The 14,295-nt window shown below is 69.3% G+C and carries 17 protein-coding genes; 11 read left to right on the plus strand and 6 right to left on the minus strand.

The window, feature by feature from the left end; genetic code table 11:
- A complete protein-coding gene (locus J7E88_RS03565; RefSeq protein WP_215177070.1) occupies nucleotides 1–786 on the plus strand; it encodes a MerR family transcriptional regulator in 786 nt (261 codons plus the stop codon).
- Between the two features lie 368 nt (nucleotides 787–1,154).
- On the opposite strand, the gene J7E88_RS03570 is transcribed toward J7E88_RS03565, so the two are convergent.
- The gene (locus J7E88_RS03570) at nucleotides 1,155–2,792 is read right to left on the minus strand and encodes a serine hydrolase (protein WP_374196224.1); all 1,638 of its coding nucleotides are present in this window, start codon (nucleotides 2,790–2,792) and stop codon (nucleotides 1,155–1,157) included.
- 306 nt (nucleotides 2,793–3,098) lie between these two features.
- On the opposite strand from J7E88_RS03570, the gene J7E88_RS03575 reads away from it, so the two are divergent.
- A complete protein-coding gene (locus J7E88_RS03575; protein WP_308307262.1) occupies nucleotides 3,099–3,326 on the plus strand; it encodes a M23 family metallopeptidase in 228 nt (75 codons plus the stop codon).
- Nucleotides 3,327–3,378: 52 nt separating this feature from the next.
- Here the strand turns inward: J7E88_RS03575 and J7E88_RS03580 are convergent, their stop codons facing one another.
- Complete coding sequence (locus J7E88_RS03580; protein WP_215177074.1) at nucleotides 3,379–4,182, minus strand: N-formylglutamate amidohydrolase; 804 nt, start codon at nucleotides 4,180–4,182, stop codon at nucleotides 3,379–3,381.
- A gap of 225 nt (nucleotides 4,183–4,407) precedes the next feature.
- Here J7E88_RS03580 and J7E88_RS03585 point away from each other — a divergent pair, with 225 nt between their 5' ends.
- Nucleotides 4,408–4,854 (plus strand): DUF6336 family protein, encoded by a 447-nt coding sequence (locus J7E88_RS03585; protein WP_251022026.1) that lies wholly within the window; start codon nucleotides 4,408–4,410, stop codon nucleotides 4,852–4,854.
- A 134-nt stretch (nucleotides 4,855–4,988) separates the two neighbouring features.
- On the plus strand, nucleotides 4,989–5,255 hold the full coding sequence (locus J7E88_RS03590) for a DUF4240 domain-containing protein (protein WP_308307263.1): 267 nt from the start codon (nucleotides 4,989–4,991) through the stop codon (nucleotides 5,253–5,255).
- 196 nt (nucleotides 5,256–5,451) lie between these two features.
- Here J7E88_RS03590 and J7E88_RS03595 read toward each other — a convergent pair whose 3' ends face one another.
- From J7E88_RS03595 to J7E88_RS36695, 3 genes are all read right to left on the minus strand, one after another.
- Nucleotides 5,452–5,784, minus strand: coding sequence for a hypothetical protein (locus J7E88_RS03595; RefSeq protein WP_215177076.1), 333 nt, complete (start codon nucleotides 5,782–5,784; stop codon nucleotides 5,452–5,454).
- A 275-nt stretch (nucleotides 5,785–6,059) separates the two neighbouring features.
- Nucleotides 6,060–6,281: a hypothetical protein gene (locus tag J7E88_RS37290; RefSeq protein ID WP_374196217.1), complete on the minus strand. Its 222-nt coding sequence runs from the start codon at nucleotides 6,279–6,281 to the stop codon at nucleotides 6,060–6,062.
- A gap of 195 nt (nucleotides 6,282–6,476) precedes the next feature.
- On the minus strand, nucleotides 6,477–6,599 hold the full coding sequence (locus J7E88_RS36695; RefSeq protein WP_285427498.1) for a hypothetical protein: 123 nt from the start codon (nucleotides 6,597–6,599) through the stop codon (nucleotides 6,477–6,479).
- Nucleotides 6,600–6,687: 88 nt separating this feature from the next.
- On the opposite strand from J7E88_RS36695, the gene J7E88_RS03600 reads away from it, so the two are divergent.
- From J7E88_RS03600 to J7E88_RS03625, 6 genes are all read left to right on the plus strand, one after another.
- Nucleotides 6,688–8,226 (plus strand): hypothetical protein, encoded by a 1,539-nt coding sequence (locus J7E88_RS03600; protein WP_215177078.1) that lies wholly within the window; start codon nucleotides 6,688–6,690, stop codon nucleotides 8,224–8,226.
- A gap of 440 nt (nucleotides 8,227–8,666) precedes the next feature.
- Complete coding sequence (locus J7E88_RS03605) at nucleotides 8,667–10,901, plus strand: sensor histidine kinase (RefSeq protein ID WP_251022028.1); 2,235 nt, start codon at nucleotides 8,667–8,669, stop codon at nucleotides 10,899–10,901.
- On the plus strand, nucleotides 10,898–11,302 hold the full coding sequence (locus J7E88_RS03610) for a roadblock/LC7 domain-containing protein (RefSeq protein ID WP_215177082.1): 405 nt from the start codon (nucleotides 10,898–10,900) through the stop codon (nucleotides 11,300–11,302). Before J7E88_RS03605 ends, J7E88_RS03610 begins: the two co-directional genes overlap by 4 nt.
- Nucleotides 11,302–11,667 (plus strand): DUF742 domain-containing protein, encoded by a 366-nt coding sequence (locus tag J7E88_RS03615; protein WP_215177084.1) that lies wholly within the window; start codon nucleotides 11,302–11,304, stop codon nucleotides 11,665–11,667. Before J7E88_RS03610 ends, J7E88_RS03615 begins: the two co-directional genes overlap by 1 nt.
- Nucleotides 11,654–12,244 (plus strand): ATP/GTP-binding protein, encoded by a 591-nt coding sequence (locus tag J7E88_RS03620; protein WP_251022029.1) that lies wholly within the window; start codon nucleotides 11,654–11,656, stop codon nucleotides 12,242–12,244. The genes J7E88_RS03615 and J7E88_RS03620 overlap by 14 nt, the downstream gene beginning before the upstream one ends.
- Nucleotides 12,245–12,334: 90 nt before the next feature.
- Nucleotides 12,335–12,562, plus strand: coding sequence for a hypothetical protein (locus tag J7E88_RS03625; RefSeq protein ID WP_215177086.1), 228 nt, complete (start codon nucleotides 12,335–12,337; stop codon nucleotides 12,560–12,562).
- 259 nt (nucleotides 12,563–12,821) lie between these two features.
- On the opposite strand, the gene J7E88_RS03630 is transcribed toward J7E88_RS03625, so the two are convergent.
- A complete protein-coding gene (locus J7E88_RS03630) occupies nucleotides 12,822–14,105 on the minus strand; it encodes an SGNH/GDSL hydrolase family protein (RefSeq protein WP_215177088.1) in 1,284 nt (427 codons plus the stop codon).
- On the opposite strand from J7E88_RS03630, the gene J7E88_RS03635 reads away from it, so the two are divergent.
- The gene (locus J7E88_RS03635; protein ID WP_215177090.1) at nucleotides 14,104–14,268 is read left to right on the plus strand and encodes a hypothetical protein; all 165 of its coding nucleotides are present in this window, start codon (nucleotides 14,104–14,106) and stop codon (nucleotides 14,266–14,268) included. The two genes, J7E88_RS03630 and J7E88_RS03635, sit on opposite strands and share 2 nt — an antisense overlap.
- Nucleotides 14,269–14,295: the final 27 nt, after the last annotated feature.

A 14,295-nucleotide genomic window follows, 5' to 3' on the forward strand; every position in this document is an offset into this window, starting at 1 on the left:
ATGCTCACCATCAGCCAGCTTGCGGCGTACGCCGGGGTGACGGTGCGGGCGGTACGCCACTACCACCGGATCGGGTTGCTGCCGGAGCCCGAACGCGACCGGTCCGGATACCGGACCTACGACGCGGTCGCGGTCGTGCGACTGATCCGGATCCGCACCCTCGCAGACGCCGGCGTGCCGCTGGCCCGGGTGCAGGAACTCCTCGCCGCCGGCCCGGAGGAGTTCGCCAGCGGCGTCCAGGAGATCGACAAGGCCCTGCGCGCCGAGATCCGGCGGCTGCAGGACACTCGCAGCCGACTCGCCAGGCTCGCCGCCGGAGAGCACCTGGCGCTCCCGCAGAGCGTCGTGGACTACCTCGACCGGCTGCGCGGTCTCGGCGTTGAGGAGCGGTACATCGAGATGGAGCGGGACGCCTGGATCATGATCGCCGCCCAGGTGCCGCATTCGATCGACTCCGTGATCGCCAAGAAGCACGAGGAGCTGGACGACCCCGACATGGTGAAGCTCTACAGCCTTCTCAGCGGGGCACTCGGCTGGCCGGCCGACGATCCGCGGATCGTCGAGGTCGCCGACATCATGGAGCGCTTGATGGTTCGCGCTGTGGAGGCTGGCGAGGTGGGTGCCGAAGACGGAATCGACGACCAGTTCGTCGACCTGCTGGACTCAGTGTCCTCACCGCACGCCGCACGGCTGTTGGCGATCCTGGAGGAGCGGGGCTGGAGGGGCTGGACCCGCATCGAGCGAGTGCCTGCCGAGAGACTCAGCACGGAGCTGCCGCCATCGTGAAGGCAGGTCAGCGACTCAGGGCGGCTTCGCCGCCCGCCGTGGGGCGGGTAAGTGAGCACATCGAACACCCCGTAGCCCTTGATCAACACCGCGCCGCGGGGTGGCAGCGCAGGAGGCGAGTTCAGCTACTACCTGCACTTTTGCCTGTGCCGGTTCGTATTTACGCGTCAGAGCTGAAACGTCCGCCTGAGCGCCGACGCTTCCCAAGCTGAGAGCGCGAGTTCGATTCTCGTCACCCGCTCCATTTTGAAACCCCAGGTCGGCGGCCTGGGGATTTGTTTGTTGTCTAGATCATGCTGGAGCGGATGCAGGCGACGCTCGGCAACGCGACCTCCTGCGCCGTATCCGGTCGGTCTTGCCCACTGGCCCTAGTCGTTCCTCGTGAAGGTGCCGAGACCGGTCGTGTCGAGGTTCTCGACCCGGACCTTGTCGGCGCGTCCGTCGGACCCGACGGTGAAGGTCACGCCGGACAGGCCGACGGCGTTTTCGCCGGTGGTGCGGTAGCTGAAGGTGTCACCGTCGTGGTGGCGCAAGGAGAACCGTTGCTTCTTGGGCCCGAGTTGCATGGTGAGTTCGCCCCCCTGGGCGCTGACGGTCATCGGGCCGTAGTAGTCGTTGGCGTACGTTCCGGTGTAGGCGCTGTTTGCCTTGGCGGGTGCGGGCGAGGCCGGAGGCTTGCTGTAGTCGACCGGCGACTGTTCCCCCGCGAGGGTCTGCTTGATGATCGGCCCGAGGAACGTCAGCCAGTCGACGGTGGGCCCGCCCGTCTGCGCGGTGTCGAGGAACGTGGCGGTGATCGACTCGGGCAGGCCGACGGGCTGGCCGTTGGTCAGGACGACGATGCCGAGCTTCTCCGAGGGCAGCAATGCGACGTGGGTGGCCGCCCCCAGCGCGAAGCCGCCGGAGTGGCCGAGCTTCAGCCTGCCCTGGTCGTCGTAGCTCACGTTCCAGCCGAGCCCGTAGAACCCGGACCGGCCCACAGGCGAGTGCGGCGGCTCGGAGAGCATGTGCGGCAGGTGGGTCTGCTCCAGCGCGTCGGCGTCGACGACTTGCCGCCCCTCGAACTTGCCGTTGCCCAGTTGCAGGCGCAGCCACTTCGTCATGTCCCGGGCCGTGGAGCTGGCCCCGCCCGCCGGGCTCTGGGCATCCGCGTCACGCACATGCTCGGCACGCCAGGTGTCCCCGGTCTGCACATGCAAGGCGGCCTTGTTGTCCGCCTTCTCGTAGTCGGCGAAGGAAGAGCTGGTGGACTCCATGCCGAGCGGCCGGTACAGCTTGTCGGCGGACAGCTTCTCCCAGCTGGTCCCCGCTGCTCGCGCGGCGGCGACGCCGGCTTCGGTCAGCCCGAAGTTGGTGTACGCGTAATGGGCACGGAAGGGGGCCAACGGTTGGTAGCGGAGGTGGTCCAGGATGTACGAGCGGTCGTAGCCGAGGTCCTCCAGGAGGTCTCCGGCGTGGTCGGGCAGTCCGCTGCGATGCGAGAACAGGTCGGCCAGCGTGACATGGCGGGTGACCCACGGGTCCTTCAGGGTGAAGCCGGAGCTGTAGTCGACGACCGGGTCGTCCCAGCCGACGGTCTTCTCGCCCACGGCCGCGGCGACCACGGTGGACGCAAGGGGCTTGGAAACCGAGGCGAGCTGGAAGACGGTGTCCGCTCCGACCCCGTCTTTCGTGCCTGCCTTCCGCACGCCGAACCCCTTCAGATACAGCACCTCGTCGTCGTGCACCACGCCCACGGCGACTCCGGGCACACCGGTGCGGCGCATGGCGTCCCGTACGACGTCGTCCAGCTTGCTCACCGCGGTCTCGACCTCGGCCCGGGTGAGCTGTGGCGGTGGCTGGGCGGGTGGGACGGTGGGCAGCGGCGACGTCGCGACGGCCGCACGGCCGGCAGCGGTGGTGGTGTCGACACCGGACCCGGTACAGCCGACGGCCAGCGCCGCTACCAGGCCCAGTCCCGCGGCGGCGCGAAGGGAGCGGGGGCATGCACTGTCGAGTCGGGACATGTCTTCCATGGAAATCCCTCCCCCGGCACCTGTCGCGCCTTGGCGGGCCGTTCGGGGGGCCGGCATACGCCGTCACGCTCGCCTGTTCAGGCCCAAGGCTGAGTCCTGTGCACGGTGTCGTGCCCATAGCGTGCCCAAGAGAGCGGATAACCACGGTCAACAGCGGTGGGATCAGACACCACTTTCATCCCAGAGAGAAGGCATCTGCGCAGGTCAGCGACTCAGGACGGCTTCGCCGCCCGCCGTGGGGCGGGTAAATGAGCACATCGAACACCCCGTAGCCCTTGATCAACACCGCGCCGCGGGGTGGCAGCGCAGGACTACGCGCACCTCAACCGCGCCCTCTACAACACCGGCGACTGGGTTCCGCAGGGCCGGATCATCGGCTGGTCCGGCGCGACGGGAGCGGCCAACGGCGCACACCTGCACTTCCAGGTCATCAACTGCAACACACGCGTCGGCATCCCGGCCACACTCCAGGGCTGGACACCGCCCACGGGTTCCTGGCCGGTCAGCGTGAACACACGCGCCTGACCGGCGGGGCGGCCAGAAGCGGGCCGGGCGCGACACGAGTGGAAGGGGCGGATCACCCCAACGCGCCGACGGCCTCCACGAGGTCGGCCACAGCAGTGCCGAGCGCCTCCAGACCGGGCCCTGCCTCACCGCCCGGTTCCTTCATGTACACGTCCCGCCGAATCTCGATCATCAGCGCGCTGACACGCTCGTCCCGCCCGTAGTGCTTCAACGGCACGTATGTCCCCGCGAACGGGCTGTCGAGCCCCGTACCACCGAACCCCGAGAACGCCTCCTGCGCGGCTTGGAGGAGGCCGGCCGGCGTGTGGACCGGATCCGTCCCGAGACAGATCGGCGGTCGGGGACCGCCGGCGTGGAGCTCGTACGGCAGCGGCTCGGTCGGGTACGAGTGCACATCGATGACCACGGCCCGCCCGGCGGCGGAGAGCCGTGCGTCGACGGCCGCGGTCATGGCGGCGGCGTACGGCTCGAAGTAGCGCCGGACAAGGTCACTGCCGTCGTACCCGTCGGGCCGCAGCGCCTCACGGTGCGTGGTCCGCGTGTAGACCGCGCCCATCCCGACGGCGAGCATCTCCTCCCGCTCGTCGGGGAAGCGCTCGGGGTCGACGACCAGCCGGGACAGCTGGTTGACGAACCGCCAGGGCGTGCTCTTGCAGAGTGAGGCGGCCACGGCGGCGACCTCCGCGGTGTGGGAGTCGGTGATGTGGTCCAACTCCCTCTCGAGCGCACGGTCGTCGAGCACGATCCCGCGCCGGACGTCGGCGGGCAGGGCACGGGAAGAGTGGGGGACATGCAGGACGACGGGGGAGTCGGCGGCACCGGGCAGGAGCCGGAAGGACGTCGGGGTGTCGGTCACGCGCGTTCCTTACGGGTGGTGTGGATCGAGCTCGGAGAGGCAAGCACGCCTCCCCACCAGTGGTTGGTCCGGCCGCGAGGTGCGGACGACCGGGGAACGACTTTAACGGGAGGGTCCGACACGCGAGTCCGACTGGACGACCGGGCGACCGGACGGGGCAGGAAGGCGTCCCTGTCTGGGAGACCAGGTCCGCATCGCCCCGCGAGCCCTGGGTAGCGTGCCGGCATGACGCACACCCAGCGGACCGCACCGGAGCCGACCTCTGAACCGATGACCGACGAGGACGGCGTGAGGCTGCCGAGGCTGCGCTTCAAGGACGTGGTCGTGCGCGGAGCCGTGCACGGGATCGCCGCTGTTGCCCTGCTGGCCGTCGGCTGCCTGTTCGTCACCGACCATCACGACCGCGAGACTTTCCTGGCCGTGGTGGCGGGATTCGCCATGGTCGGCTCCGGGGTCGGCATCGTGTTCGGGGGCCTGTTCTGGGCAGCCTGTGCGGGGGACGTCCGGCGCTGGCGCGACTGGCGCACCATCACCGGGCAGACGGGCGGCGTCATGATCACGGCGCCCGCACTCGTACGGATGGGTGTGCTCGCCCTCGTGCTCTTTCCCGGCGCTCTCGGCCTCTACCACCTGGTCGACAACGCGCCGTACGGCTTCCTCTACGGTTTTTGACCATCACCGTCCGTCGCTGCCCAGGGTCACGCGGAAGTGCCGGGGGACGGGACCGCCCGCCTCTACGAAGTCGGCCGGCGGGTCTCATCGGCGGAGGCTGCTCGGATGACAGCTTCGTGGACTTCCGTGCAGGCGTGATCGCGCAGGGACGGGAGTGGTACGAGCGCATAGCTGCCGGTCCTGACAGCCTTGCCGCGCTTCCCCTCGTGATCCGCGGTGCGGAGGAACAGGACCGACCGGAGCTGCTGTTCTACGAGGACGTGAACTACGCGGCTGATGACGCGTTCGAGCGGATCACCGGCGATGCGGACGCCTTTGAGGCAGCGTGGCGCAACTGCCGACAGAATGCTGTCGGGAGCCGGGCCGTCGTCGACATGGGGGAAGACTTCGACTTCTCCTGACGACCAGGAGATGCGCCGCCGACTGCCCCGTCTGGCCGCCCTCATCCTCGCCTTGCCTGCTTGAGCGCTCTCATGACGAGGACGGCACGCTCGACAGCCGCGATCTCCGCGCTCGCGCCGCCTCGCCGCTCCGGGGCATCAGGCCCGCAGTGAGCCCTTCGCCGCGAGGGGTCCGCGCCGGGTGCTCGCACCGACGTCACGGCCCCGGGGCGAACACCATCCGCACCATGGCGGTGAGGATCAGCACGAGGGGAATCGCGTACCACCATCGTCGTACACACCTGAGTGCGACGAACCCGGCCGTGACCGCGGCCGCGACGACCTCGGCCCAGAGGCCGAGGACAGCCATCAGCCGCACGGTCTCGGTGAGCGTGCGGTCCCAGGGGCCCTCGGACTCGGTGAGGAGGGCGTTGAGCACGAAGAAGCCCCCGAGCGCGTGCAGGGCGAGAAGCACCGCTGAGGACCCCGCCGTGGCGAGTGCCACCCGCACGACGCGCGGAGTGCGTTCCTTCGTCTCCTGCCCATTCACCGAGTGCCCGTCTCGCGTCGTCGATGTTGTCGCCGAAGCCTCGACCCTATGCCTGTGCGTCGTCCCGGGCCGCCGTTGTACGGCGCGGGTGGCGGATGTCGGTATTCAGGGAGTGTGCCGCTCAGTTGCCCGTTCGCGTGGACTGCGGCAGGCGGAGTGCGAAGACCGAGTGTCTCGCAGAGCTGGTGAACACGGTGTCGCCCCGGACCTGGAGCGTATGAACTGTCCCGCCCTGTTCCCTGGAGTCTGCACGCGCCGGTCGGCGCACAAGCCCACTACGCGCATCTCAACTGGTTATCTCGCCCTACCGGTTCGCAGCGGCCCGCCGGCCTACGAGAAGGATCGGAACACACCCCCGGATCGGTGAGCGCCGCTTCGGCGAAGTCCTCGGAGTCCATGTCGGCGATCGACAGGTTCGCGTGCACGGTGTGGACGCCTGCCGGGACGGTCCGAAACTGCCGAGGCGGCGGGTCGCCGATCAGCTCCTGGCCGTGCATCGGGTCGAGTCGTCGTCCTCGTCGTAGATGGCGCGGGCCAACAGCCCCCGCTGCGCGCACTGCATCGTGACGCTGTCGGCGAGGAACACCACGCACAAGTCTCGTCGGCCCTCACCGCGGCGACGACGTCGCCGGGCGTTGCACCGGCCCCGGGCGGGAATGTCCACGAGGTGGACATGGGCCTCCTACTCGCCCTCAACTCCCCACGGCTGAGCCAGATCCGCCACCGGCCTGCCACGCGGCCTCGTCGCCGAATGCGGTCCGGACGATCAGCGCAGCGAATTCGTCACGCCCGGTGATCTCGGGCAGTACGGTCATGTGTCACTCCCGTGGTGCATGGTGAGAGCCGACTCTCTCACGGACCACTGACACGGCCCGGCCGCACACCGAAAGGGAACAGAGACCCGTGCCCAAGGCGTCGAGATTCGATCAGCGAGCGGTTGCGCTCATCGAGCTGCGGGGGACCCGGATCGAGTGCGACATGTTCGAGGAGGCGCTCGCGGCCCGGGGCTGGCCCGTCCTGGAGAAGCGTGGTGGTACCGGCTCCGAGGTCACCGAGCGAAGGGCCTGGTACACCATCGAGGCGCGCTTCCCCGGCAGCCGTTTCAACGCCGTCAGGGGAGCACGCGAGCGGATCGAAGCCATCTCCGACGAGTTGCTGCTGGACCTGAACGTCGAGGTCGTCGACCGTGTGGTCCGCGATCCCGTCGACCGGCCCCACTGGTTCGCCTACCGCCGTCCGCAGGCCCACCCCCGTTCTGCTCCGCTGCCCCGGTGGAGGCGCTGGGCAGAACGGTCGATGCTGTGGCAGGCAGAGAACCTGGGGGTCCGGGACACCGGGCGTCTGATCACCGCCACTTCGGCGTCAGCAGCTCAGCATCTGGCGACGCGCGCCCTGCCGGGAACCGCCCTCCAGCCGGGAAGGGTTGCCGCCCGCCGGCCCATGGGCACCGGCCCGCGTACCGATCTCGGCAGGCGGCGTGAATCCGGCCGGCTGCTCGCCCGGCTGCTCATGCTCATGGCCTTGGCGCTGTGGGCCGGAGCGCGCATCGCCGACCGTCATGCGCAGGGGTTCGACTCCTGGTGGGGCTTCGCCGTGATCGGGCTCGGAGCGGTCCTCGCCACGGCCTTCGTATTCCGCCAGGCGTTCCCTGCCACATCGAAGGCGGCCGCCCTTGTCGTCGGCGTCGTACTCGGCGCTACGAGTGCGGTGTTCGGTGCCCATATGGTGCGTACCGAGCCGGGCTCGGGCTGGGGCTCGCGCGTCATCGTCTACGGCTTCGCGGCAGGCCTGGTGTTCAACGGGATCCGGCTGCTCGTCCGGCAGTGGAGCTGGCAGCGCACCGCGCCCTGGTTGCTGCCGGCTCTCCTGCCCATTTCCCTCGGCTTCCTGCCGTCGCTCGGCCTCGGGCTGCACACCTTCTACCTGGACGCGTTCGGGCTCAACCTGGAGGATGTCGAGATTCCGCGGGCCTACCAGTTCGCGGCCTCGGTGAAGCTCACGGTCTGCATGAGCCTGTGGCTCGCCGCGCTTGCTCTCCTGGGATACATGAAGCACCTGCACCTGTACGTGAAGGACCGCTGGTTCGGCAACGTCGTGCTCGCTGTCGTGAGTCTCGTGCTGCTGCTCCAGGGTGCCCTGGAGCTCGGCGTGCTGTCCGCGGGAAGAGCCGGCAGTCAGGCGGTGGCGGCGGCGAAGGGCGGCCGCACTCCTGTCGCCTATTTCGGGATCGCTCCGGAATGGGTGTGCGCCCATCCCATCGGCAAGGCTGAGGAGATACCCGTCGAGGGCGGCGAGTTCGTTCCCTCGCGCCCCTACCTCAAGGTGGGCGACGCGGGCGGGACCGTCGTCCTTTGGGACGCCGGTCGGCAGCAGGCGCTGAAGTTGGCCAAGGACAGGCTGCGCATCGTCCCGGACGACAGACGCCCCGCCTCGTGCGGATAGAGCACCAGGGGCTCGGACTTCGGTGGCGTAGTGCACGAAGTGCGTCCAGCCGGTATGGCCGGCCGTCAGCTGAGGGGGGCAGTACGGGGTGCCGGATCCCTTCGAGGTACCGGTTGGTCCGGCGCAGCCTGTGGTCCGCAACGCTTCCTGGGTCAATACCATGCAATTGATCACTGCCGCAAGCTCTCTATTTCTCCGCGTGGCTGGTTATGATCGGCACCCCTACGTCCCACCGAAGCCGGACCGGCCGTTTCCCCCAGTCCCCTCCCCAGGACTGCGCCTGGCCCGGCTGTCGGCCTGTCGCCCACTTCCCCCGCTCCCGAGGATTGATGTCTCCCATAGAACCCGAAGGGTCACGAGGCCGGTCGACGGTTCGTCGGCGCCGTACCCTGCGCCTGCGTACGCTGCTCATCTGGCTGGCGGTGGTCCCCACAGTGGCGATGGGTGCCCAAACCGTCGTTACCGCGAACCGGTTGCTGGACGACGCGCAGCACCTGCGCGCTGACGTGGTGGCCGGTGAGCGGATCGGCGTACCCCTGTACGAGCTCATGGTCGAGATGCAGGCCGAGCGGACGATGACTGCCGCGCTGTGGGCGGGCTCTGCCGTGCCCGAGGACGACCTGCGGAAGCGGCGCGCCGCCACGGACCGGGCCGCCGCCGAGTTCCGCCGGTCCTCGTCCACCGGTGGGGCGCGATCCGAGCAGGCTGACCGTCGCCTCCTGGAGGTGCGGGAGGGCCTCGACGACCTGGATGCCTTCCGCGAACGCGCGGACGCCCGCAGCGGCAGCGCCGACAGTGCGATCGCCTACTACACCGGCGTCATCAGCCAGATGGTCCGCTTCTACCAGGACGAGTTCAGCCACACGGAAGACGGCGGGCTCACTCAGGAAGGCCGCGTGGCCGTCGCCATGTTCTCGGCCTCCGAGATGATGGCGCAGCAGGACACGATCCTCGCGCAGGCCGGGCCGTCCAGGGAACTGACAACCTCCAGGTTCGCCGACATCGTCAACGCCATCGGCGCACACAGGTACCTGTACGACATGTGGATCGTGCCCTATCTGCCCGCCGAGGAGAACGAGCTCTACGCGCAGATGGCCCACTCGGACGCGTGGCGGACCAAGACCCGCATCGAGGACGAGGTCGTGTCCGAGCACACGGACACGCGGTTCGGCGTGAAGCTGCCGAGGGACGTCAGCGGCTGGTCGGCGGCGCGCGAGAAGTGGGCGCCGCAGTTGGACACGCTGAACGCCAACCGGGCGCGGGGACTGCTCTCGCAGGCCGACGCCAAGGCGTCGGAGCTCGAGGCGGGGGTCGCCTGGCTGATCACGGCGAGCGGCGGCGCGCTGCTGCTTGTCGCAGCCGTCGTCGTGTTCACCACGCGCTCGGTGCTGCGCCGCCTGCGCCGTCTGCACGAACGCACGGTGACCATCGCCGAGGACACGCTGCCGGACGTCGTCGACCGCCTGCAGCGGGGTCAACTCGTCGCAGCAGACACGCTGCCCACGGTCCGCGGAGACCGGGACGAAGTGGGACGTATCAGCGACGCGTTCGCCCGGGTCGTCGCCGTATCCGTCGACGGGCACAGGACACTCGCGGACGAGCGACATGGCTTCGGCATGTTCGCCGCGGGCATCGCCTCACGCACCGGCAATCTGGTCAGCCGCCAGTTGAGCCTCACCGAAGACCTCCAGGACACCTTCGGCCACGACGAAGCGCTCCTCGCCCAGTTGATGCGATCCGACCAGTTGACGGTCGGCATGCGGCGGCAGATCGAGAACCTGCTCATCCTGGCGGGCGGTGAGATCCCCGACCCGCACACCGAGCCCATGCGCGTCGCCGACCTGCTGCGCGAGGCCGCCGCGGAGGTCGAGGACTTCCGGCGGATCGAGCGGCAGGCCCTGGACGAGATCAGCGTGGAACCGCGTGTGATCAGCCAGATCAGCCACCTCCTTGCAGAGCTGCTCGACAACGCCACCCGATTCTCCCCGCCGAAGTCGAAGGTCGTCATCCGGGCCGACCTGGTGGCCGACGGTCTGTCGGTCGAGATCGAGGACCGCGGTCCGCGAGTGACCCCCGCGAGCTACGAGGAGATGAACAGGCGGCTCCACTCGGCCCCGCCGTACGCCGTCCTGGCGGAGAACGCACACCGGCTGGGTCTCTTCGTCGTCGGCCACCTCGCCGAGCAGCTCCAGGCCACGGTCACGCTGCGCAGGTCGGTGTACGGCGGGACGTCGGCCATTGTGATCATTCCCAAGGAGCTGCTCGTGCCGACCGAGCGGGAACAGTCACGCAAGTCGGTGCGGCCCGTTCCCCCTCAGCCCGTCTCCGCCGAGCCTGTACCCGCCGAGCCCGTCCCCGCACCGCGCCGCCTCGATGAACGCAAGCCCGAGCTGGTCCTGCATTCGCGGTCCGGTCTGCCGAGCCGTCGGAGGCATGAGCGGTTGCAGGAGAGCACGCTCCCGGTGCGGTCCGTGGCCTCGGACGGCGACTCGCGGCCCGCCCTGCCCGAGCGTGTCCCGCAGGCCCATATCGCCGAGCAACTGCGCGAGCCACGCGCATCGGAACCTGTGGTCGCTCAGAACGCGGCGACACCTGAAGAGGTGGCCGACGCATGGGCGGACTACGAACACGGAACCCAGACAGTGGAACAAGAGCTCCGACAGGATCGGCCATGACGACGACATCGAACGACATGATCTACAGCATCCTGGACAACAATCTGAGCAGGATCGCCGGTGTCCAGGGAGCCGTGCTCCTGTCCAATGACGGGATCAAGCTCAGCGCCTACCTGCTGGACCGGCCACAGGCGGAGCGCATCGCCGCGGCGTCCTCCGGAATCGCGGCCACGATGAAGGCGATATCCAGGGAGATCGACGGTGGCCGGGTGATCCGCCAGCTGGTCGAGATGGACGACAGGTATCTCTGCATCGTCGGGTGCGGGGAGGGCAGCACGCTCATCGTCGTGACCTCCCGCAAAGCACGGCTCGGGGAGTTGGGCGGCGAGGCGGTGCGGACCGCGCAAGCGCTCGGCGAGTGGCTGGGCACACCTGAGCGCAGCCAGGCGTCCGCGTCGTAATGCCCGACGATCCGCAGCACGGAGGCCGCCGCCGGACTCGGCTGTACGCACTGACCGATGGCCGTACAGCCGCTCCGCACACCGTCCTGACCATGGACACCACGATCACGGCGGCGGTCGCCGCGGACGCCCACGGTGGCCTGCCCACGGAGTGGCAGGCCATCCTCTCCATGTGCCCTGCGCCGGACGGGCGGGCGGTCGCCGAGATCGCGGCCCGGATGCACATGCGCCTCACTCCGATGACGGTCCTGCTCGGCGAACTCGCGGACCGCGGGCTGATCCACCACCGGCCGCCGCTGGCGGAGGCCGAGACCACCAATGTCCACCTGCTCATGAGAATCAGGGACAGCCTTGCCCGTATATGAATCCCCTGCCCAGGAAGCAGCCCCCGTCAAGGTCCTGATCGCCGGGGGATTCGGCGTCGGCAAGACGACGCTGGTCGAGACGGTCTCCGAGATCGAGCCGCTGCGTACGGAGGAGCGGCTGACGGCCGCAGGTGTCGGCGTGGACGACCTCGACGGCATCGAGTCCAAGACGGTGACCACCGTCGCGATGGACTTCGGCCGTATCACCCTCACCGACGCCGGAGTCGTCCTCTACCTGTTCGGTACGCCGGGCCAGGAGCGCTTCTGGTTCATGTGGGACGACCTGCTGAACGGGGCTCTCGGAGCGATCGTGCTGGTCGACACCCGGCGCCTTGACCGCAGCTTCCCGGCTGTCGACTTCTTCGAGAGCCGCGGGCTTCCGTTCGTGGTCGGCGCGAACTGCTTCAACGGCGAGCAGCTTTACACCCCGGAGGAGATCGGGGCGGCGCTGCACCTGCGTGACCCGAACACGCCCATCCTCTTGCTCGACGCCCGCTCCCGTCAGGACGCCCTTGGCGCCCTGCTCTCGCTCCTCGACACGCTCATCACCAAGGCGGAGACCGCCGCGTCCGTCTGAAGGAGGAAGCCGCCGCGCATCGGCGTGGACGCGTCAGCGTTGGGGAGGCTCCGCTGGGCGTGGGTCCCGGGCATCCCGCCGGCGTGAAACGTGGCCGTCACCTACACCGCGGGCCGGCAGAAGACCTTCGACAGCAACCGAAGATCGGCTTCTTCGCCCGGCGCGAGCTGTTCGCCGACGCCCTCCCCGGCGGTGCGGGCGGTCCTGCGTACGGTGCAGGGAATCGACCAGCCGCTGTCGACGTACGGTGACTACCGGGCGATCCTCCCGGACGAAACAATCCGGTCCGCGATCGACGACGTCCTCGCCCTGCCCTGACGACCGGCCTGCGGACGCGCCCAAAACGGGCCCGGCACACGCGAACTGCCATGGGCGGTGAGGGCGGGCACATCGAGTGCGGCACCTCTGGAAGCGGAGACCGGACCTCAAGCCGCTGCTCGATCCACACGCCGAGCAGCTTCGCCAGAGCAATCGACAAAAGGCCCGCAGCCCCGTTGGTGACAACACGCCTGCCTGTGTGACAACTATCGCGCTTCGGCTCCGTTCGCAGCGCTCAAAGGATCTTGCGGGACACGCCTCAGCGAGCCGGCCTTCTTGTGCAGCGCAGTTGGTCGGTGTCCACCGTCTCGGCGGTCCGCCGCATTCCCGCGTCGTTGGGGTGGAGATGGTCACCGCCGTCGTACGCCGGCAGCATCCTTGACGGGCGTGCGGGGTCCCTGACCGCCGCGTCGAAGTCGACCACCTCGTCGAACAGCCCGCCGTCCCTGATGAACGCGTTCACCTGCTGCCGTACGGCCTCGCCGCCCGCTGTCCACTCGCGCCAGCCCTCGTACGGCATGACCGTCGCGCCCACCACGCAGACGCCCGCCGCATGCGCCCGGCCGACGATCCGGCGGTAGCCGGCGATCAGTTCCTCCGCCGTGGGCGCCAAAGCCGCCTTGATGTCGTTGACGCCCTCGAACAGGACCATCGTCCGAACGCCCCGTTGGGACAGCACATCACGCTCCAGCCGCTTCTCGGCGCTCTCGCCGGAGCCGTCGCTCAGCACCTTGTTGCCGGAGATGCCCTCGTTGGCCACGCCTTTGATCCTGGTGGTGGGATCGCTGTTCAGGCGAGCGGCGAGCAGGTCCGGCCAACGGCGGTTCGCGTCCGGGGTGGACGAGGCGCCGTCGGTGATGGAGTCGCCCAGGGCGGCGACCGCGCCGATGCCCGGCCGGGCATCGACGACCACGGCGTCGAGGTAGAACCAGGAACGCACGGTGCGGGTGTACGGCGTCGCCGACTCGTCGGCCGCGTGGTCGCCGAGCGGTGCGACGTACGACGTCTGCAGAGCCATCCGGTGTCCGGTCGCCCTCCCCGCCGCCTGCCGCACGTACAGGCTGACGACCAGGTCCGAACCCGGCCGTACGCTGCCGGGCAGCGGATCGCTGTGGACCAGGCCCCCGGGCGGGACGGTCACGGAACGGGCGCCCCCGAACGTCAGGGCGCGGTTGGTGCCGGGGACGACGGCCGCGCCCGACGCCCGCAGCCCGGCCTGCGCGCTGCCGAAGGTCACCGGCTGCTCGCCGAAGGCGTTGGAGAGGCGGATGCGCAGGGCGCTGCCGCCCGCGCTGGTGTGGACGACGAGGCGGTACGTCAGGTCCTGCGCCGCCGCGCCGAGCCGGTCGGCGCTCGCGGCCCAACTGACCACCTGCGTGGTGCCGTGGGCGGAGGGAGAGGGAGAGGGGGAGGGGGAGGGGGAGGCGGGAGCGGCGTGGGCGGCGGTGAACGCCGTCGCCGCCAGGGCCGTCACGGTCGCCAGCGAAGCGACGGCTGCCGTGCGCGGAAGGGGCCGGGGCGGACGTGACCAGGGTCTGTTCATGTTCCGTGTGACCTCCGATGCGTTCGCGGCGCATGCGGTCATTGCATTGACCCGCGCCGGACGCTGCCTTTCCATACCTCTTGTTCCCCTCGCGGTGCGTGAACTCACCTGGCGCGGGGGTGAGTTACTTGCCGCCATCGGTACCGCCTGCGAGGATCGCTGATCGATCAGGTCCAAGGAGCTGGGCCAG

It is taken from the genome of Streptomyces sp. ISL-10 (assembly GCF_018614575.1).
Classification (GTDB): domain Bacteria; phylum Actinomycetota; class Actinomycetes; order Streptomycetales; family Streptomycetaceae; genus Streptomyces.

Bases quoted from the DNA above. Each gene is read 5' to 3' on its own strand.
- J7E88_RS03635 (WP_215177090.1), top strand. From the start codon at position 14,104: ATGTTCCGTGTGACCTCCGATGCGTTCGCGGCGCATGCGGTCATTGCA.
- J7E88_RS03565 (WP_215177070.1), top strand. From the start codon at position 1: ATGCTCACCATCAGCCAGCTTGCGGCGTACGCCGGGGTGACGGTGCGG.
- J7E88_RS03615 (WP_215177084.1), top strand. From the start codon at position 11,302: ATGCCCGACGATCCGCAGCACGGAGGCCGCCGCCGGACTCGGCTGTAC.
- J7E88_RS03585 (WP_251022026.1), top strand. From the start codon at position 4,408: ATGACGCACACCCAGCGGACCGCACCGGAGCCGACCTCTGAACCGATG.
- J7E88_RS03605 (WP_251022028.1), top strand. From the start codon at position 8,667: ATGGGTGCCCAAACCGTCGTTACCGCGAACCGGTTGCTGGACGACGCG.
- J7E88_RS03610 (WP_215177082.1), top strand. From the start codon at position 10,898: ATGACGACGACATCGAACGACATGATCTACAGCATCCTGGACAACAAT.
- J7E88_RS37290 (WP_374196217.1), bottom strand. From the start codon at position 6,281: ATGCACGGCCAGGAGCTGATCGGCGACCCGCCGCCTCGGCAGTTTCGG.
- J7E88_RS03630 (WP_215177088.1), bottom strand. From the start codon at position 14,105: ATGAACAGACCCTGGTCACGTCCGCCCCGGCCCCTTCCGCGCACGGCA.
- J7E88_RS36695 (WP_285427498.1), bottom strand. From the start codon at position 6,599: ATGACCGTACTGCCCGAGATCACCGGGCGTGACGAATTCGCTGCGCTG.
- J7E88_RS03570 (WP_374196224.1), bottom strand. From the start codon at position 2,792: ATGTCCCGACTCGACAGTGCATGCCCCCGCTCCCTTCGCGCCGCCGCG.